Origin of the sequence: Minwuia sp., assembly GCF_048007105.1 — a bacterium.
Lineage (GTDB): Bacteria > Pseudomonadota > Alphaproteobacteria > Minwuiales > Minwuiaceae > Minwuia.
Window position 1 is genome coordinate 1,399,385 of sequence record NZ_CP180352.1, and the last position, 17,320, is coordinate 1,416,704.

Below are 17,320 nucleotides of genomic sequence, written 5' to 3' on the forward strand. Positions count from 1 at the left end.
GTGGGTTTCCTTACGCTACCCGGCGTCCGCCGGTTCATCGCGGCGTGTCTGTTGCTGCTGGTCAGCTTGCCCGCCGCCGCGCACGAGATCAAACCTTCCGTCTTCGAGGTCGTCCTGGGCAAGGACGGCACCTTCACCATCGCCGCGGAGGTGAACGCCGAGGCGATGCTGGTCGATATCGGACCGGGCTACGACGACACCAATGACAGCCCGCAGGCCGAGGCTTATGACCGCGTCCGCGCGCTGCCGCCGGCGGCGTTCGCCGACGCGTTCCGGGAGGGCGAGGCGACGGTGCTTGACGGCTTCGACCTGCAGTTCGACGGACAGACGGTGCGGCCGCGGCTGGTGTCGATCGAGGTGCGACCCGCCGAGGACATCAGCGTCACCCGTGTGAGCGATGTGAGGCTCGACGGCCCGATCCTGCCGGGGGCGGAGACCTTCACCTTCTCCTACCCGCGCGCCTATGGCGCCATCGCGCTGAAGATGAAGCGGGAGGGGGATGCCGAGTTCCGGACCCACTGGATGCCGGACGGGACGGAAACGCAGTCCCTGCCGCTGGAAGGGCTTGTCCCGCCGCGCACCTGGTACGAAGTGATCGGCGAGTACATCTATGTCGGCTTCGTGCACATCGTGCCGAAGGGGCTGGACCACATCCTGTTCGTGCTCGGCCTTTTCCTGCTGTCGCGCAACATGCGGCCGCTGCTGGTGCAGGTGACGACCTTCACGGTCGCGCACTCCATCACGCTGGCGCTGTCGCTTTACGGCATCGTCGAACTGCCGCCCGCCATCGTCGAGCCGCTGATCGCCCTTTCCATCGCCTATGTCGCCATCGAGAACATCTTCATGGCGCGGCTCAGTCCGTGGCGCCCCTTCGTGGTGTTCGCCTTCGGTCTGCTGCACGGTCTCGGCTTCGCCGGCGTGCTGACCGAACTCGGCCTGCCGCGCAGCGAATTCCTCGAGGCGTTGATCGGGTTCAACATCGGCGTCGAAGCCGGTCAGCTGGCCGTCATTCTGGCGGCCTTGCTGGCGGTCGGAATCTGGGGACTGCCGGAGCGGCTCTACCGCCGTGCCATCGTAATACCGGCCTCGCTCGCCATCGCCTTTGTCGGCCTCTACTGGACCGTGGAGCGCGTCGGCCTGCTCTAGGCGGCTTCGCCGGCCACTGCACTGCGCCCGAGGCATCGCTCGGGCGGCAGCCAGATCCGCGCCGTGGTGCCTTCGCCAGGTGTGCTGACGAGGGTCAGCGTGCCACCGTGCAGACGGATCAGGGCTTCGCTGAGCGGCAGGCCCAGGCCGGTCCCGTCCTTGCTGAGTTCGGCGCCCGAGACGGCGCGGCCGAAGGTCTGCATGACCGTCGCCAGATCCTCCGGCGCGATGCCGGGCCCGTTGTCGGTCACCTCGATCGACAGCCCGCCGTCATTCACGGTTGTCACCCGGACCAGGATGGCGGTTCCCTCGGGCGCGAACTTGGAGGCATTGCTCAGCAGGTTGAGCATGACCTGCTTCAGCTTCAGCCGGTCGGCCAGAATGTCCTGCGTTCCGGCGATCAGGCGGGTCTCGACGGTCTGCCGGCGGCGGGTTGTGATCGGCTCGATCATTGCGACGGAGTCGCCGATCAGCGCATCCGCAGCCAGCCTTCCATCCTGCAGCGTTTCGGCCCCGGCCTCGATCCTCGAAAGGTCCAGCAGGTTGTCGACGATCTGGAGCAGGTGGTGGCCGGACTCGCCGATCAGCGAGACATATTCCTCGTTCTTCTTGCTGCCGACCGGGCCGAAGGCCCTGATCTTGAGCATCTCCGAGAACCCGATGATGGCGTTGAGGGGGGTCCGCAACTCGTGGCTCATGTTGGCGAGGAAGGACGACTTGATCTTGCTCGTCTCCTCGTGTCGCAGCACTTCGAGCTCAAGTGAGCGTTCCCGGGCGCGGCTGCGGATCATTCTCTGACCCATTATGCCGGCCCAGACCGAGAGCCATAGAACCATCAGAACGGCGAGGCCGATCGGGACGATATAGAGCTGTGTGATCTGGGGCAGAGGCGTCTTCATGCACCGGTGCAGAAGGATCAGTTCCGCGCCGTCGGCGCCCAGCGGCTGCCGATGCCAAACGAAGCGATTGTCGCCGCGGTCGATCCGGTGCTCGTAGGCTGGAGCGTTGACCCATTGTGCGCGCGTTTCGACGACCCGGTCCAGAATGTCGGCGCTGTCTGCGTCCGTGACCCTCGTCTCGACCAGGCCGGCTGGAGACAGGATCGCAGCCTGCAGATCCGGGGAACCGAGTAACGGGTATCGGGACAGATCGACGGTGGCGAACCCGCCGGTTTCGGCGTCGGCCGCTATCCGCTGTCCGATTGACTTGAGGACACCGCGCTGGTGAAGCGTGCTGATGGCCTCGGCATTCTGATAGGCGATGACGCCCAGAAACCCGAAACAGACCAGACCCAATACCGCTGCAACCAGCGCAATGCGCGCCGCAACAGGCATCAGGCGGTCCGGGACCTCGTGCTCAGGCCGGCGGCCCAGTAGACGGGACAATGGCCCAGCAGACCGGAGACAAGGTTGAGCGCGCCGAATGCGCCCAGGGCCCATGAGACCAGATCGTTGGCGATCAGGGAGCGGTCGACAAACCCCGCATAGAGCAGCGCGACGCCCACGAGCACCCGTGCCGCCTGATCGATGATGTGCATGTTCTTTTTCAGCATCTTGTCTTCTTTCCGGAGTCCGACTTCCCCGCCGGATTGCGAAGCTAGAATCGTGCCATTAACCCGGAGTAAATGATCCGGTTCCGGATCAGTTGCGGCGGCGCTGCTCCTGCCGCCGCCGCCAGTCGGTCTCGCCCTCGACGATGGTCCACTGGACCACATCCTTCATCACGTCGCCGATGGCCCGGTCCCAGGCGCGGACGGTGGCGTCCATGCTCTCGCCGGTATCCGGCACGGCGGTCTCGAAGCTCCGCGACGAGACGATGATCTGCCGGGGCTGCTTGATCAGCTTGGCGTTCAGGCGGACCCGCACCACGCCGCCGTTCATCCGTTCGGCCTGGAACTCCCGGATCTCGGTCAGCAGGCTGTAGTCGGCGCGCAGACCGATGGCCTGGCGGCCGACCGCGACGATGGTGCCGCTGTTCTCGAAGCTCTCGACCAGCAGGGTCTGCACCATGCGCGGCACGCGTTCGGTCCAGCGCACGTCCTTGAAGTATTTCAGCTCCAGCGGCGTCGGGCGGAACGCGATGCTGGAGGAGTTGAGGCCGCCGGCCGCCAGCGGTTCCTCGATCACGAGCTGCCAGCTGACTTCAGGCAGCTGCTGGCTGAACGTGCTCTTCGGCGACAGGTTGTAGAAGGTCGACGGCGCCTGCGGCACGGGCAGGATGCTGCCGCACGCGCCCAGAACCAGGGCCGTCGCCATCACCGTCAGCCAGTGTCTCATTTGTCCCGCTCCACTTCGCTGCCCTGCACGCCCAGCAGCGACTGAGCCCCGCCGGATTCAAGCCGTTCCGTCAGTCTGGAAATCGATGCGATCAGCAGCCGGCCCTCATTGATGAAACGCCGGAACTCCCAAAGCCCGTCATTGGCGAAGCTGTCCAGATCACCCTCGTTGTTCTCGACGATCCGGGCCAGCGCGCCGGTGACCGCAGCCAGATCGGCGCTCGCCTGTTTCAGTTCGCCCAGCATCGCGCCGCCGTCCCGGGTGACCATCTGGTCGATGCCCGCCAGCGCGCCGCGCCCGACGGCCAGCGTTTCGGAGGCGTCGTCCAGCACCACATCGACGCGGCCGACGACCTTGCGCGCCTCCTGCATGGTGGCGGCGATGTCCGCGGCGCTGCTCTCCAGCGATTTCAGGACGTTGTCGATGCTGGCCTTCTGTCCGGAGATGGTGCCGGTCAGGGTCTTCAGGTCGGCCAGGATGCCCTGGATCGACTGTTGGTTCTCCGGTCCCAGGATGCGGGCCAGGTTGTCCGTGACGCGGATTGCCTTGTCGAGCAGCTCCGGCGCGCTGGCGAACAGGATCTCGATATCGCCCTTCTTCGAGGGGATCACCGGGATGCGTTCGTCGGAAATCTCGCGGAGGGGTTTCGCCCCGGCCTCTGCGCCCTCGATATTGACGAAGACCACGCCGGTGATGCCCTGGGGTTTCAGGGTCGCGACGTCGCCTTCCCGGATCGGGGTCTTGCCGTCCACCTCGACCACGGTCAGCGCCTTTGACGGATCCTCGGGATCGAGCCCGATATCGGTCACCGAACCGATGCGGATGCCGCGGTAGCGGACATCGCCCCCGACGCCGAGACCCGCGACCGAACCTTCGAAATGGATCTGGTAGAGCCGGGTCTCGCTGTCGAGATCGATCTGGGCGAGCCAGATGGCGAAGCCGAAGAAGGCGAAGGTGATGATCAGGACAACGCTGCCGATCAGGATATGACTTGCGCGCGTTTCCAGTGTCAGCCCTCCTTCGCCGCCTGCGCGGCGCGCGCCCGCGGTCCGTGGAAATAGTCCTGCAGCCAGGGGTGTTCGTGACGCTCCAGCTCCTCGATCGGCGCGACGATCAACACCTTCTTCTCGGCCAGAACGGCGACACGGTCGCAAATCGCATACAGGCTGTCCAGATCGTGGGTCACCATCACGACCGTCAGCCCCAGCGTGCGCGACAGTTCCAGCGTCAACTGGTCGAAGGCCGCCGCGCCGATGGGATCGAGACCCGCCGTCGGTTCGTCGAGGAAGACGATTTCCGGGTCGAGCGCCAGCGCCCGCGCCAGTCCGGCGCGCTTGCGCATGCCGCCCGACAGCTCGGACGGGTATTTCCTGCAGGCGTCATAGGGCAGCCCGGCCATGCTGATCTTCAGGCCCGCCAGTTCGTTCATCAGCGCCTGCGGCAGATCCGTGTGCTCGCGCATCGGCGCTTCGACGTTCTCCGCCACCGTCAGCGAACTGAACAGCGCTCCGTCCTGAAACAGCACGCCCCAACGCTGCTCCACGCGCCGACGAGCCGCCTCGGACAGGCGGTCCAGTCGCTGGCCGAAGACCTCGATCGTGCCTTCGGCCGGGGTCAGCAGGCCGATGATGGCCCGAAGGAGTACCGACTTGCCGGTGCCGGAGCCGCCGACGATGCCCAGGATCTCGCCGGGCATCACCTCCAGATCGAGACCGTCATGGACGGTCTGCGGGCCAAAACGGGTCACCAGTCCCGAGACGCGGATGATCGGATCGTCCGCCATCAGACGCCGACCAGATTGAAGAAGATCGAGAACAGGGCATCGACCACGATGACGATGAAGATGCCCTCGACCACAGCGCGGGTGGTCTGCCGGCCAAGCGATTCGGCGCTGCCTTCCGTGCGCAGGCCCTCATAGCAGCCGACCATGGCGATCAGCGCGCCGAAGACCGGCGCTTTCACCAGGCCGACCATCAGCGCCGAAAGGGGGATGGCGTCGCCCAGCCTCTCGGCGAACAGCGCCGGCGGAATGTCCAGCGCCAGCCAGGCCATCAGCCCGCCGCCGATCAGACCGCTGATATCGGCCATGAAAGCCATGGGGCACATCATCAGGCTCAGCGCCAGCACGCGTGGCAGGACAAGGACTTCCATCGGGTCCAGGCCCAGCGACTTCAGCGCATCGACCTCCTCGTTCACCTTCATGGAACCGATCTGCGCGGCGAAGGCGCTGCCGGAGCGTCCGGCGACGACGATGGCCGTCAGCAGGATGCCGATTTCCCGCAGGACCGAGATGCCGATCAGGTTGACGACGAAGATCTCGGCGCCGAAGCGCTGCAACTGCGCCGCGCCCTGGAAGGCCATGACAATGCCGACGAGGAAGGAGATCAGCATGACGATGGGGAAGGCGCTCAGCCCGGCGTCTTCCATGTGCCGCACCGTGGCGGTGAGCCGGAACCGCTTCGGCCGCATCGCCGTGCGCGCCCAGACCTCGCAGACCGCCCCCAGGAAGGCGATCATGCCGACAGCGCGCCGGGCGCCTCGCTCAGTGCCGCGGCCCAGACGGGCGAGGGTCCGTATGAGCGGATTGCTGGCAACCGGCAGTTCTGCGGGCGGCCCCTCGGCCGCGGCGACCCGCTCGATCAGGCTGCGGTACCGTTCGGGGCAGTTCTCGATGCCGGCGCCGGTCCGGTCGGCCAGCTTGACCAGCAGATGCGCGCCCGAGGTGTCGAGACGGCGCAGTGCGCCGAGATCGATGATGCCGGCGCTGCCGGTCGCCGCGATCGCGCTGTACAGCTTCGGCGCGTGCGCGACGGTCCAGTCGCCCTCGGCCATCAGCCGTCCGCCGCTTTCGGGAACCAGCCGGCCCTCGCCGCCTTCAGGTTGCGCCGAGAGGCGATTGCCGCTGTATTGACCGCTCAAGTCACTCAAGAACCGCAGGCTCCGGGCCGGGGACAGACTCGCAGGGTTCTAGCATGCCGCGCTTTTCCGCCAACATCGATCTGATGTTCACCGAACGCCCCTTCATGGAGCGTTTCGCCGCCGCAGCCGCCTGGGGCTTTCCGGAAGTCGAGATCCTGAACCCGCATGCCCACGACACGGCGGACATCGTTGCGGCGGCGAAGGCGGCCGGCGTTCGGGTCACGCTGATCAACACGCCGATCCCGCGCATGGCCGACGGCGACCGCGGCGCCGGCGTCGATCTGGCCACCGCGAAACGCAGCGAGGACGAGGCGCGGCAGACGGTGGAGACGGCGGCGGCGCTCGGCGTCATGGGCATTCACGTGATGGCGGGACTGGCCGACCGGGGCGACGCAACCGCCGAAGCCGCCTTCGTCGATCATGTCCGGCGCGTCGCCGATCTGGCCGCGCCGCACGGCATCCGCGCGATGCTGGAACCGCTGAACCCGGTCGATTTTCCGGGCTACTTCCTGAACGACGTGGATCAGGCCCTCCGGCTGCGCGACCGCATTGCCCGTGACAATGTCTGGCTGCAGTTCGATTTCTACCACTTCCAGATCATCCACGGCGATGTGGTCCGGCTGTACCGCCAGCATGTCGCCGATGCGGGGCATATCCAGATCGCGAACCCGCCGGACCGGCGCGAGCCCGGCGCCGGCGAGCTGGACTACCGCTTCATCTTCGACGTGATCGACGAGAGCGGATGGACCGCCCCGGTGAGCCTGGAATACCGGCCCAGCACGACGACGGAGGAAAGCCTTCGCTGGGCTGCGGACTACGGCTACGCACTCTGAAGGCATGTTCTCACGCCGCCTTGAATTGCAGTGCGAAGCGGCCCGCGCGATAGGGAAGGCTATGCGTGTGCTGACCTTGCTGATGGCCGTCCTGCTGCCGTTCTGCGCTCTGGCGGAGACGGGCGTGATGTCGCCCGATGCCGCCTGGCGCAAGGCGGAGGCCGGCGAGTTGCTGATCATCGACATCCGCACCCCGCCGGAGTGGGCGTGGTCCGGCACGCCGCGTGGCTCGGCGCGCGTCAACTGGCTCCAGCTTTCCGGCGAGGAGGGGTTCCTGAAGGACGTGCTTGAGGTCACGAACGGGGACAGGTCCCGTCCTCTGGCGCTGATCTGCGCGTCCGGCGGGCGCTCGAGCAGCGCCGCCGCCTTCCTTGCCGCCAACGGGTTCAGCCAGGTCGCCGACATCGGCGAGGGCATGGGCGGCAGCCGTCAGGGACCCGGCTGGCTCGCCCGGAAACTGCCTCTGGAGTGACCGCCCTCGCAGAAATCCGCCGCCTGCTGCACTGCGCCATTGCGTTCCGCGCGGCGCGACCCAAATAAGCCGACAATCTGGAACAATTCCAAGGTAATGACTGATGCGCTCCTTCGCCCTTGCACTCTCGCTGGTCTTCCTCAGCCTGCCGGCGCTGGCCGATGACGGCGACCCGCAGACGGGCGAGGAGATCTTCATGCGCTTCTGCAAGCAGTGCCACATGCCGATCCCCGGCGATCCGCTGGCGGCGCCGAAGCTGAACGGCATCATCGGCAGGCCTGTCGGAGTCTTCCCCGGCTATGAATATTCGGACGCCTTCAACGAGAAGAAGGCGGAAGGCATGATCTGGACGGAGCAGAACCTGCGCGATTTCCTGCGCGATCCCCGCGGATACATCCCCGGCTCGATCATGGTGTTCGAAGGACTGAAGCGGTCCAGCCATCGCGACGACATCATCGCCTTCATCAGGACGCTGCCGGAAAAGGAATGACCCGCTGAACGAAGGCGGGCGCCGCAGCGCCCCGTGTGCTCCAATGCCGTCCGGGGGGGCCCTGGAGCGAGGCGGAACAAAGAGATGGATGAAGGCGGCGCATCGCATTTCAGCGCCATCGACATGGCGCTGCTCGGCTGCTTCTTCATCAGCTACAGCGTGCTCGCGCTGATCCAGGTCGCCAATCTCTTCGGCAACCGCTTCATCGTTTTCGGCGCCATTGCCGCGGCGACGGCGATTGCAGCGCAGGGTTTCGCGCTGGCCGATTTCTCCGGCTTCTGCGCCGAACAGTCCAGCGTCATCATCTGCAGCAGCGAACCGCACGGGCTGACCCGCTTCGGCACCGTCTGGGTCTATGTCTCGGCCGCCACGCTGGCGATGTACGCCGTCGTTCAGGCCATCCGGGCGTTCAAGGCGCACCGGGGGCGCGGCGGGCCGGTGGCTTGACCTCGATCAATGCCGTGGGTGAGTGGTGTTCCCATGCTGGGTGGAACGTGCAAGCGAGGGGAGACCGCATGAGACATCTGGCCATCGTCTGCAGCCTCGGCCTGGCCGTGCTGCCGCAGGCCGCCGCCGCGGACGGCGATCCGGAGAAGGGCCGGGAGATCTACGAGGCGTGCAGCTACTGCCACGATCCCCTGCCCAACCGCACCATGGCCGCGCCGGATCTGGGCGGCGTCATCGGGCGTCCTGCCGGGGCGCTGCCGGGCTTCGAATATTCGGACGCGCTGAAGGACCTGAAGACGCGGGGCGTCGTCTGGACAGAGGAAAACCTCCACGATTTCATCCGCGACCCGAGGGGATACGCGCCGGGTACGGTGATGCCGTTCAAGGGTGTGAAACGGAAGTCGCTCCGCGACGATCTGTTCGCCTATCTGAAGACCCTGCCTGTCCGCTAGGCGAGGCGGCGCGGGCCATTCCCGCTTCGGTTGCGCCCGCGTTTTCCCGCTTGCAAACGCCGAGGCGCTGGCCGCCTAATCTGCCCGGGGACACCCGGTTCCGGCTGCAGCGGCGGTCGCTGCAGGGGGCCGATTTCGAGGACATGGGAATGAAGAAACTGATCGCCGCCCTTGGTCTGGCGTCGCTTGTCAGCACCGGCGCAGCCGCCGAGGACATGTACTTCCTGCTGATCAACGAGAGTTCTGCGGACATCGTCGAGTTCCATGTGTCGCCGCCCAGCGCGGGCACCTGGTCCGACAACCTCATCCCGGTCGGCTATGTGCTGCCCGCCGGCAACGAGGTCGAGGTCGCCATCGAGGACGGCCGCGATCATTGCGAGTACGACATCCGCGCCGTCTTTGCCGACGGCGGCACCTTCGAGGAATACGGCGCCGACCTCTGCGATCTGGGCAGCTGGACCTTCACCGACTGACCGGTTTCCTTCCCGCGCCGCGCCGTCCACAATCGGCGCCGGCCGGCTGAAGACCGGCGCGGCAGGGGAGGAACGACGGTGCGGACGGCATTTCCGGAGACCGGCAGGGCGGCGGATGCGCTGCTGAACGAAATGGACAGCCGGACCGCCGGCGATATCGACTGGCGCAACGGGCGAACGCCGCTCTACGTCTTCAAGGGCTCGGAGAGCGCCGCCGAGATCGGCAAGGCCGCCTTCAACGCCTTCTTCACCGAGAACGCGCTGGGCGGAAAGCGCGCCTTCCTGTCCATTGGCGGCATGGAGCGGGAGGTGATCGAGATGGGTCTCGACCTCTTCCACGCGCCCGGCGGCGCCGACGGGCACATGACCACCGGCGGTTCCGAGAGCATCTTCATGGCCGTCAAGGCGGCGCGCGACGCCCACCGCGCCAGCGGCTCGAAGATCGGCGAGCAGCTCAACATTGTCATGCCGGAGAGCGCCCATCCCGCCTTCGACAAGGCGGCGCGGTCGATGGAGATCGAGGTGCGCCGCGTGCGTCTGGCCGGCGACCGCCGGGCCGACCCGGCGGCCATCGCCGAGGCGGCCGACGACCGGACGATGATGACCGTCGCCTCGGCGCCCTGCTTCCCCTTCGGCGTCATCGATCCGGTCGCTGCCGTCGCCGAAGTCGCACGGGACCGGGGGCTATGGCTGCATGTCGACGCCTGCGTCGGCGGTTATCTGATCCCCTTCGCGAAGGCGAATGGCGAGCCGCTGCCCGATTTCGACTTTGCCGTGGAGGGCGTGCGTTCGATCTCGGCCGACCTGCACAAGTACGGCTTCTGCCCCAAGCCGGCCTCGACCCTGTTTTTCCGCGACGCCGAGGACATGGCGCGGGCGGCCTTCGATCTGGATGTCTGGGCCAATGGCCGCTTCGTCACCCACACCATCGCCGGTACCCGGCCGGGCGGGGCGGTGGCGGCAGCCTGGGCGGTGCTGAACCATCTGGGGCATGACGGTTACCGCGCCATCGCCCGCGACCTGCTGGCCAACGCCCGCGCCTGGCGCGAGGGAATCGAGGCGCTGCAGGGCTTCCACATGTTCGCGGAACCGGACCTGACCATCCTCAATTTCGGCGCGCGGGACGTGGATATCTTCGCCGTCGCCGACCGCATGGCCAAGGGCGGCTGGCTGCCCGGCCGGACCCAGAATCCCCGGGGCATGCACCTGATGCTGTCGATGTTCCACGCGCCCGCGCGGCAGGATTACCTGGCCGATCTCGGCGCTGCCGCCGAAGCGGTCCGGCGGGAAGGCGGCGCGTCGGCGGCGAAGGCTGTCTACTAGGCTGGATAAGAGCGGCCCAAGCCGCTTGACAGGCCTGCATTCCAGCCCCTATATCGCGCGCTCGGCGGCGGGGTAGCTCAGCTGGTTAGAGCAGCGGAATCATAATCCGCGTGTCGGGGGTTCAAGTCCCTCTCCCGCTACCAACTTTTTCAATGAGTTACGGTCAGCTTGGTGGCTGCCAATCTTTGGCAAGTCACCAATAAGTCACCAGCGCGCCATGACTTCGGGATGTCGCCGCTGAACCGAAACCTTCCCCCCATTCAACCACTTACCCTGATCAAGGGCCGGAAGCTCATCGGATGCCCCTGGGGGCGCGAGAGCCGCCCCCCTATCCCCCCGCCAAATCCAAAACAGGGGGCGATATGCAGGCGGGGGCGGGTGCCGTGACGTCGGACGCAACACAGTAGCGCAGCGGACGGCTCGCGGAACGTGGAACACAGCCCCCTGGGGAGAGGGGGAAGGCTGTGAGCAACTCTGACAAGTTCTGAGCGTTCTTGCCGCCTGCGCACCTGAAATGCATACTTGCAGCGCAGAGTGGATAGACCCGCATTGCGTTAGCCGTTGGTATGGAGGGCAAGGCTGTCAACGTAGGACTAAATTCGCATCTCCATTCGTTCTCTTTTCCTCGCTTGAGAACGTCATGGAGCGAAGCAAGGAAGGCTACTACTTGGCGCTCCTGCAATTCCAGACCACCATGCACACTGACAATCCCGACTGGCAGGGCTGGCTGACATTTTTCCTACGAAGCCTTCGGCAGCAAAAGCGCAGCCTGGAGGCCAAGTTGGAACGCGAGCACATCACGGCCGCGAGCATCCGGCCGCTCTCGCAGGAGGTCCTGACCCTCGCCACACAACACGGCCGCCTGACGACCTTCGACATCGTCCAACTGACCGGCGCGAACCGGAGCACGGTCAAAAAACACCTGCAATGCCTCGTCGCCACACACCGCTTTGCCCAACACAGCAAGAGCAAGGGGACTTGGTATGGTCAGGCTCAAGTGAAGTTGTGAGAAAAGGGGGCGAGTTTCAGTGTTCGACATAACCGGTGACGACATCGCTCAACTGGATGACAAGCTCCTTCGTGAACTCGTCGGATTGCTTTGCGAGGCTGAGTGCCGAGAGGCTGGGCTGGACTCAAAGGCGGTCACTTGGGGAGGCAATCAGAATGCGGCTGATGGCGGATTTGATGTTGTTGTACGGACGGAAGCGGGAGTGCCTGGCAGCGTGCTCTTGCAACGTTCAGTCGTGGGTATTCAGGTAAAGAAGCCAGACTTGGCACCTGCGAAAGCAAAAGAAGAAATGAAGCCTGGCGGCTCTCTTCGAGAAGACATCGCAAACTTGGTCGCTGTTGGTGGTTGCTATCTGATCGCTTCGTCGGGAGCGAATACGAGCAACGCGATGCTTCGACGACGACAGAAGGCGATGCGAGACGCTATGTCTCAGGACGATCCGAATGGATTGGTAGAACTGCAGTTTCTCGATCGTGGTCAGATTGCGACCTGGGTTCGCCAGCACCCCTCAATGGTTTTGTGGGTTCGCGAACGTGTCGGCAGGCCACTTATCGGTTGGCATCCGTATGGAAACTGGGCCAATGCGCCTGGTGGAGTCGAGGAGGTGTATCTGGCCGACGAGGAGCTGCGAATCTCGAACGGACGCAGGCCCTCTGACCAACCCGTCGATGCGGTAAGCGGGATTAATGAGCTTAGAGAAGCCCTTCGATCAGTAGGCGTTTGTCTCCGGCTCGCAGGGCTTTCTGGTGTTGGCAAGACCCGTTTGGTGCAAGCGCTGTTCGACGAGCGTGTTGGCTCCAGTGCGTTGCCGAAGAACCGTGCCTACTACTGTGACGTTGCAGATGATCCCCAACCGCCGCCGAAGGCGCTTATTGAGAACCTCAACGCCCTGGATGAACCAGGCATCGTCATCGTGGACAACTGCCCTCCTGAGTTGCATGCATCCTTGCGAGAAGCTGTCATCAAGGATGATTCCTGCGTCAGTCTTCTGACCGTTGAGTATGACGTTCGTGATGATCTTCCAACCAAGACTGGCGTTTACCTCATGGAGCCCGCCAGTCTCGAACTGACCGAGCGTCTGATCCGCAATCACTTCGACCACATCACAGCAGTCGATGCCCAGACCATAGCGGAGTTCTCTGGTGGCAATGCGCGAGTGGCTATTGCTCTCGCAGAAACAGTGGAAGTCGGTGAAACCCTTTCTGGCTTGCGTGACGAGACGCTTCTCGAACGCCTGTTCGTACAACGACATGACAACGACCAACGACTTCTTCGGGCTGCAGAAGCTCTTTCGCTCGCGTATTCTTTCGATGGAGAAGACACGGATCCTTCATCATCCGAACTTGCACACCTTGGAAACATTGTTACTGAATCCGCCGATGACATGTTCGGTCATGTCACAATACTGCGTGATCGCAAATTAGTTCAAAGCCGGTCTAGGTGGCGAGCGGTTCTGCCTCACGCGCTTGCGAACCGCCTTGCGTCAAATGCTCTGAAGCGACTGCCCAAGACCAAGATTGTGGGCGGAATTCTAGGAAGCGGTTCTGAGCGTTTGATCAAGTCATTCACGCGACGGCTTGCCTTCCTTCACGACAATCCGATTGTGGGTGACATCGCGGCGGACTGGTTGCGCAAGGAAGGATGGGTTGGAGATGTTGGGATGCTCAATGCATTCGGCATTGCAATGTTTAAAAACCTTGCACCAATTGCGCCAGAGACGGCGCTTGAAGCGATAGAGAGATCTACAAAGGACGGTAATCAAACTATCTATCAAGCAGACAACTCGGCACAAACTGCATGTGTTCGGACGCTAAAACTGATCGCGCATGATCCGAAATTGTTCGAGCGGTGTTGTGCTCAGCTCCAAGGTTTCGCCCTGAATTCGAATGATGATGAGATCCGGAATTCCGCAACGGAAAGGCTGATTTCGCTGTTTCCTATTCATCTCTCTGGCACACATGCAACTCTCGATCAGCGCATTTCCGTTATCAACGATCTGTTGCGAAAGGATGATGAGCCATCAGCGGAACTCGCGATTGAAGCCTTGGATGCTGCCTTGGAAGCTACACGGTTCAGCTCGGGCGAGGACTATCAGTTCGGCGCTCGACCAAGGGACTATGGCTACAGGCCCAAGAGTTGGGCGGAGCAATGTGAATGGTATCGACGACACCTTGATGCGTTAAAGGGATTGGCGTTGAGACCGGGCAAACTAGGGGTTCGGGCGAGAGACGTACTTCGACAACGGTTTCGGGGCCTTTGGCATCGTGGAGGAGTTCAGGCGGAACTGAGCGATACACTCGCGGAGGTTCAGGGGCAGACCAAATGGGTCGAGGGCTGGATCGCTGTCAAAGAGACTATCTACTTTGACGCGCCAAAGTCCGGCTCGAAATCGAAAGGTCAATGGACACAGCTTGAATCCCTTGAACGCCAGCTCCGACCATCATCGCTCGTGGAAAGAGCGCGCGCCTACGCTTTGCAAGATCGCAGCTACGGCCTGGACCATCTTGATGGCAGCGATGACATCGAGGAGCGCGATCTATCAGAGCAGATTCAGACAGTCGAGGAGATCACTCGGCGGATAGGACGAGAGCTCGCAGAGGACGGAGAGGCGTTTAATGACCTGTTGATGGAATTGGTATCGCCTGGCGGGAATCGTATCGGCTTTGTAGGGGAAGGACTTGCCGAAGACGCAAAGGATCCGGAGGCGTTGTGGCGACGCCTCCATGCCGCAGCCGCCTCACTGGCGAGTGGCGATTGGAATTTGGGGGTCTTCTACGGCTTCTTAATTGGTTTGAACCGAAAGTCGCCTAAATTGTGTAACAAGCTCTTGGAGGAGGCGGTTCAAGACGATCTCCTTGGACCGGTGTTTCCCAACCTTCAGTGCGCAATTGCGCTCAATGCAACCGCGTATCGTCGGCTGCTGACCTCGATAGATCATGGTGTCGCCGCAACAGAACAATATGAGATCTTAGCCTATGGTCAGAGTCATGCGGGGCTCAGTGATGACGAACTGGTCGAATTGCTAACGTGCCTTGGAAATCGCGAAAACAGCGATGGGACTATCAAAAGTATTCTCAAAATGAGGTTATTCAAACGGCCACTAGCCACTCTCCCAGAGGAGGGTAAGCTGATGGAATTTTGCAGAGTATTTCTCTGCAGCTATGATCTCGAGGCTGGATCTCGAGGCAATCGACAGATAGATGACCACGCCCTTAAGGAGATTGCTCGGAAATGTCTTAGGGCTGGGCAGACCGCCGAACCTTCTGCGAAGCAAATTTGTAAAAAGATCGCGGGCTTGATCGGTGCAGGAAAATTATATCTCCATGACATCGATCAGCTCCTCTGCGAATTGGCAAAGAACCAACCCAGCGCCTTTATGGATGCATTCCTGGAGCCTGATCCAGAGGATCGTAGGCGCCTCGACAGTTTCTTGTTGAGCGACCTGCGACACTGCGAGAATCCAGTTGAAGCGATTGACACAGCATCGGTGGTGGCATGGTGTTCATTAGCACCCAAAACCCGTTGGCTTGCAGTATGCAGAGCTGCAAAGCTGTTTCAACTAAACAATGAAAATCGGTTGTACGAATGGCGAGATGTATTCAGCGAATTGGTGGCCGCATCGCCAAATCTGGCAACTTGTCTTGGAGAAATCTACGAATCCTTTCGTCCGACATCCTGGTCGGGTTCGCTGACCGACAAGCTGACTAGCCGATTGCCACTTCTCGAAACGCTCACCGATCACGACCATCCAGTCGTCGCTGAGTGGGCGAAGCGCAAATTGCCGGAGTTTCGGAGTGAGATCGAAGCGAGCCGCAATTGGGAAGCAGACCTCTGGCCGAGAACAGAGGAATCTTTCGAATGACGATTTGCGAGGTGCTATAAATTGAAAAAGTTTTCGCAATATAGTGGTGTTTTCATTCCGGAGAACTTACCAGGGGCTGGATATCTAAGTCTTTCGGGATCGGAGAATTCGTTTTCTGTAGTGGCCGAAGGCGAGTCGTATTCTTATGAGCGCAACCTAGAAACGATTCTCGGGAAACTTGATGATGGCCGCCTTTGTTCATTACATAACTGTATATATCTGGGTTACAGGCGCAATGGAGGCCGCGAAGACGGAACAATAAGGCATCATTATTATCCGAATTTTGCCGTTGTATCAGGCAGGTATATAGAAGCTGAGCCTAGATGCATCCACGCGGCGCGTTATCACTTTGAAAGCTTGTTCAATCTATTTACGGGACTTGAAATGTTCCGCAACTTGATCGTGTCGAGGGACGCCGTCGAACGGATTCTCCAAGATGAGTACCAGAAAAGGCAGGAGATTGCCGATAAAAATCGGTGGGAAAATCCCAAATATAATCAGGTGATGGGGCCGCATCCAAGTTTAGCCTATTATAGTGGCAAATTTGAAATTTGCGAAGTACCCATCTTATGGGGCGTAGTCCGGCTTCTGAATCTGACAACTTCAGATTCTGGAAGTATACGCGGAGTAGGTTTTTCGAATGAAGTAGTCGTAGAGCTTGAGTTTGAGCAGCCATGCCGCCTTACGGATGTACTAGAGCCGATACGGACGCTGCACAGTCTGTTCGAGCTGTGTCTCGGTCAGAGGCAGGCCTACAAGTGGATCCAGTTGGGGCTAGAACCGCTGCCATCATCAAGGGGCGCAGAACAAGGTCTGCTTGACTGGGCTGACTTTCATTGGAGTGGTTGCAATGATCGTCAGTTGAGCGATGAGGAGGCAGCCTCAGTGCCGGAAGTGCTCCTGGACCCCGAGCGTCGATTGAACGAGTTTTGCCAAGTTGTATCGGCTTGGACGAATAGCGCGGACAGGCTTTCCGAAGCACGCAATCGTTTTGCCAACGGATTCTATGAAAACTACAGCGTTGACCGGCTGGTGAGCGCTGCGAACATGTTCGACATCCTTCCGGATGATCTTTGTCCTCCAGATTCCAGCTTGTCGAAAGAGCTGGTGTCGGCGGTCGATGAGTGCAAACGCCTTATCAAGAGCTTGCCCCAGTCTGCTGAGCGCGAACTCGGTCCTTTCCAATCTGGGCAGGGTTGGCAGAGCGTCTCTGACAAAGAAGGTGTTGCATCGGTCTGAGGGAGTTGGCGCTGCCGCCGCCGAAAAATTGCCCAGCCTGGATCTGCCATGTGTGGAAGCAGTGAAAATGCGAAATCATTTCGTTCATGGCGGTGAGGCCCGTTTCGACTATCGCCATGAATTCGAGACATTTGCGTTTCTGACAGACACGCTCGAGTTTGTGTTCGCAGTATCAGATCTGATCGACCTTGGCTGGGATTGCACTCATTGGGTTAGGGAGCGTTCGACGCTGACTCACCCATTCAAGCGATACCTGTTCAGCTACCAAAACAATCTTCGCCGCCTAAAGGAACTACTAGGCTCTGTTGACAACGATGGGCAGCCATAGCTTTGGGGCAAATTCCATTGACGGCCAGTTCTTCCATTTCCGTTAGAAATT

Annotated in this window: 18 protein-coding genes and 1 tRNA gene; 13 read left to right on the forward strand and 6 right to left on the reverse strand. The window is 61.9% G+C overall.

What is annotated here, in order from left to right:
* Nucleotides 1–1,146 carry a HupE/UreJ family protein gene (locus ACMVY4_RS06685; protein ID WP_416899398.1) on the forward strand — a complete coding sequence of 382 codons (1,146 nt, stop codon included), beginning with the start codon at nt 1–3 and terminating at the stop codon, nt 1,144–1,146.
* Here the strand turns inward: ACMVY4_RS06685 and ACMVY4_RS06690 are convergent.
* The 6 genes from ACMVY4_RS06690 to ACMVY4_RS06715 all read right to left on the reverse strand — a co-directional run bounded on the left by ACMVY4_RS06690 (nt 1,143) and on the right by ACMVY4_RS06715 (nt 6,350).
* Nucleotides 1,143–2,480, reverse strand: a complete 1,338-nt coding sequence (locus ACMVY4_RS06690; RefSeq protein WP_416899399.1) for a sensor histidine kinase — start codon at nt 2,478–2,480, stop codon at nt 1,143–1,145. The two genes, ACMVY4_RS06685 and ACMVY4_RS06690, sit on opposite strands and share 4 nt — an antisense overlap.
* Nucleotides 2,480–2,698 carry a DUF2892 domain-containing protein gene (locus ACMVY4_RS06695; protein WP_416899400.1) on the reverse strand — a complete coding sequence of 73 codons (219 nt, stop codon included), beginning with the start codon at nt 2,696–2,698 and terminating at the stop codon, nt 2,480–2,482. The genes ACMVY4_RS06690 and ACMVY4_RS06695 overlap by 1 nt, the downstream gene beginning before the upstream one ends.
* Before the next feature lie 88 nt (nt 2,699–2,786).
* Entirely contained in the window at nt 2,787–3,422 is a 636-nt protein-coding gene (locus tag ACMVY4_RS06700; protein WP_416899401.1) for an ABC-type transport auxiliary lipoprotein family protein, read from the reverse strand.
* A complete protein-coding gene (locus ACMVY4_RS06705; protein WP_416900269.1) occupies nt 3,419–4,495 on the reverse strand; it encodes an MlaD family protein in 1,077 nt (358 codons plus the stop codon). The genes ACMVY4_RS06700 and ACMVY4_RS06705 overlap by 4 nt, the downstream gene beginning before the upstream one ends.
* Nucleotides 4,432–5,205: an ABC transporter ATP-binding protein gene (locus ACMVY4_RS06710; protein WP_416899402.1), complete on the reverse strand. Its 774-nt coding sequence runs from the start codon at nt 5,203–5,205 to the stop codon at nt 4,432–4,434. The genes ACMVY4_RS06705 and ACMVY4_RS06710 overlap by 64 nt, the downstream gene beginning before the upstream one ends.
* Nucleotides 5,205–6,350, reverse strand: coding sequence for an MlaE family lipid ABC transporter permease subunit (locus ACMVY4_RS06715; protein ID WP_416899403.1), 1,146 nt, complete (start codon nt 6,348–6,350; stop codon nt 5,205–5,207). The genes ACMVY4_RS06710 and ACMVY4_RS06715 overlap by 1 nt, the downstream gene beginning before the upstream one ends.
* A 44-nt stretch (nt 6,351–6,394) precedes the next feature.
* Between ACMVY4_RS06715 and ACMVY4_RS06720 the strand changes: the two genes are divergently transcribed.
* The 12 genes from ACMVY4_RS06720 (at nt 6,395) to ACMVY4_RS06775 (ending at nt 17,269) form a co-directional block, all read left to right on the forward strand.
* Nucleotides 6,395–7,174 (forward strand): hydroxypyruvate isomerase family protein, encoded by a 780-nt coding sequence (locus ACMVY4_RS06720; protein WP_416899404.1) that lies wholly within the window; start codon nt 6,395–6,397, stop codon nt 7,172–7,174.
* Between the two features lie 61 nt (nt 7,175–7,235).
* Nucleotides 7,236–7,646 carry a rhodanese-like domain-containing protein gene (locus ACMVY4_RS06725; RefSeq protein WP_416899405.1) on the forward strand — a complete coding sequence of 137 codons (411 nt, stop codon included), beginning with the start codon at nt 7,236–7,238 and terminating at the stop codon, nt 7,644–7,646.
* A 103-nt stretch (nt 7,647–7,749) separates the two neighbouring features.
* The gene (locus tag ACMVY4_RS06730; RefSeq protein WP_416899406.1) at nt 7,750–8,136 is read left to right on the forward strand and encodes a c-type cytochrome; all 387 of its coding nucleotides are present in this window, start codon (nt 7,750–7,752) and stop codon (nt 8,134–8,136) included.
* 84 nt (nt 8,137–8,220) lie between these two features.
* Nucleotides 8,221–8,583: a hypothetical protein gene (locus tag ACMVY4_RS06735; protein WP_416899407.1), complete on the forward strand. Its 363-nt coding sequence runs from the start codon at nt 8,221–8,223 to the stop codon at nt 8,581–8,583.
* 68 nt (nt 8,584–8,651) lie between these two features.
* The gene (locus ACMVY4_RS06740) at nt 8,652–9,035 is read left to right on the forward strand and encodes a c-type cytochrome (protein WP_416899408.1); all 384 of its coding nucleotides are present in this window, start codon (nt 8,652–8,654) and stop codon (nt 9,033–9,035) included.
* A 149-nt stretch (nt 9,036–9,184) separates the two neighbouring features.
* Nucleotides 9,185–9,508 (forward strand): hypothetical protein, encoded by a 324-nt coding sequence (locus ACMVY4_RS06745; RefSeq protein WP_416899409.1) that lies wholly within the window; start codon nt 9,185–9,187, stop codon nt 9,506–9,508.
* 78 nt (nt 9,509–9,586) lie between these two features.
* Nucleotides 9,587–10,831: a pyridoxal phosphate-dependent decarboxylase family protein gene (locus ACMVY4_RS06750; RefSeq protein WP_416899410.1), complete on the forward strand. Its 1,245-nt coding sequence runs from the start codon at nt 9,587–9,589 to the stop codon at nt 10,829–10,831.
* A gap of 66 nt (nt 10,832–10,897) precedes the next feature.
* Nucleotides 10,898–10,974: transfer RNA gene (locus tag ACMVY4_RS06755), tRNA-Met, on the forward strand.
* Between the two features lie 497 nt (nt 10,975–11,471).
* Nucleotides 11,472–11,840, forward strand: coding sequence for a hypothetical protein (locus ACMVY4_RS06760; protein WP_416899411.1), 369 nt, complete (start codon nt 11,472–11,474; stop codon nt 11,838–11,840).
* A gap of 19 nt (nt 11,841–11,859) precedes the next feature.
* Nucleotides 11,860–15,702, forward strand: a complete 3,843-nt coding sequence (locus ACMVY4_RS06765; protein WP_416899412.1) for a hypothetical protein — start codon at nt 11,860–11,862, stop codon at nt 15,700–15,702.
* Nucleotides 15,703–15,723: 21 nt separating this feature from the next.
* Nucleotides 15,724–16,941 (forward strand): hypothetical protein, encoded by a 1,218-nt coding sequence (locus tag ACMVY4_RS06770; protein ID WP_416899413.1) that lies wholly within the window; start codon nt 15,724–15,726, stop codon nt 16,939–16,941.
* Nucleotides 16,823–17,269: a HEPN domain-containing protein gene (locus ACMVY4_RS06775; protein WP_416899414.1), complete on the forward strand. Its 447-nt coding sequence runs from the start codon at nt 16,823–16,825 to the stop codon at nt 17,267–17,269. Before ACMVY4_RS06770 ends, ACMVY4_RS06775 begins: the two co-directional genes overlap by 119 nt.
* The last annotated feature ends 51 nt before the right edge of the window (nt 17,270–17,320 follow it).

Excerpts from the sequence above, each read along its gene's own strand:
- ACMVY4_RS06690 (WP_416899399.1), bottom strand. The coding sequence starts at position 2,480 with ATGCCTGTTGCGGCGCGCATTGCGCTGGTTGCAGCGGTATTGGGTCTG.
- ACMVY4_RS06695 (WP_416899400.1), bottom strand. The coding sequence starts at position 2,698 with ATGCTGAAAAAGAACATGCACATCATCGATCAGGCGGCACGGGTGCTC.
- ACMVY4_RS06700 (WP_416899401.1), bottom strand. The coding sequence starts at position 3,422 with ATGAGACACTGGCTGACGGTGATGGCGACGGCCCTGGTTCTGGGCGCG.
- ACMVY4_RS06710 (WP_416899402.1), bottom strand. The coding sequence starts at position 5,205 with ATGGCGGACGATCCGATCATCCGCGTCTCGGGACTGGTGACCCGTTTT.
- ACMVY4_RS06720 (WP_416899404.1), top strand. The coding sequence starts at position 6,395 with ATGCCGCGCTTTTCCGCCAACATCGATCTGATGTTCACCGAACGCCCC.
- ACMVY4_RS06725 (WP_416899405.1), top strand. The coding sequence starts at position 7,236 with ATGCGTGTGCTGACCTTGCTGATGGCCGTCCTGCTGCCGTTCTGCGCT.
- ACMVY4_RS06730 (WP_416899406.1), top strand. The coding sequence starts at position 7,750 with ATGCGCTCCTTCGCCCTTGCACTCTCGCTGGTCTTCCTCAGCCTGCCG.
- ACMVY4_RS06735 (WP_416899407.1), top strand. The coding sequence starts at position 8,221 with ATGGATGAAGGCGGCGCATCGCATTTCAGCGCCATCGACATGGCGCTG.
- ACMVY4_RS06740 (WP_416899408.1), top strand. The coding sequence starts at position 8,652 with ATGAGACATCTGGCCATCGTCTGCAGCCTCGGCCTGGCCGTGCTGCCG.
- ACMVY4_RS06745 (WP_416899409.1), top strand. The coding sequence starts at position 9,185 with ATGAAGAAACTGATCGCCGCCCTTGGTCTGGCGTCGCTTGTCAGCACC.
- ACMVY4_RS06760 (WP_416899411.1), top strand. The coding sequence starts at position 11,472 with ATGGAGCGAAGCAAGGAAGGCTACTACTTGGCGCTCCTGCAATTCCAG.
- ACMVY4_RS06775 (WP_416899414.1), top strand. The coding sequence starts at position 16,823 with ATGAGTGCAAACGCCTTATCAAGAGCTTGCCCCAGTCTGCTGAGCGCG.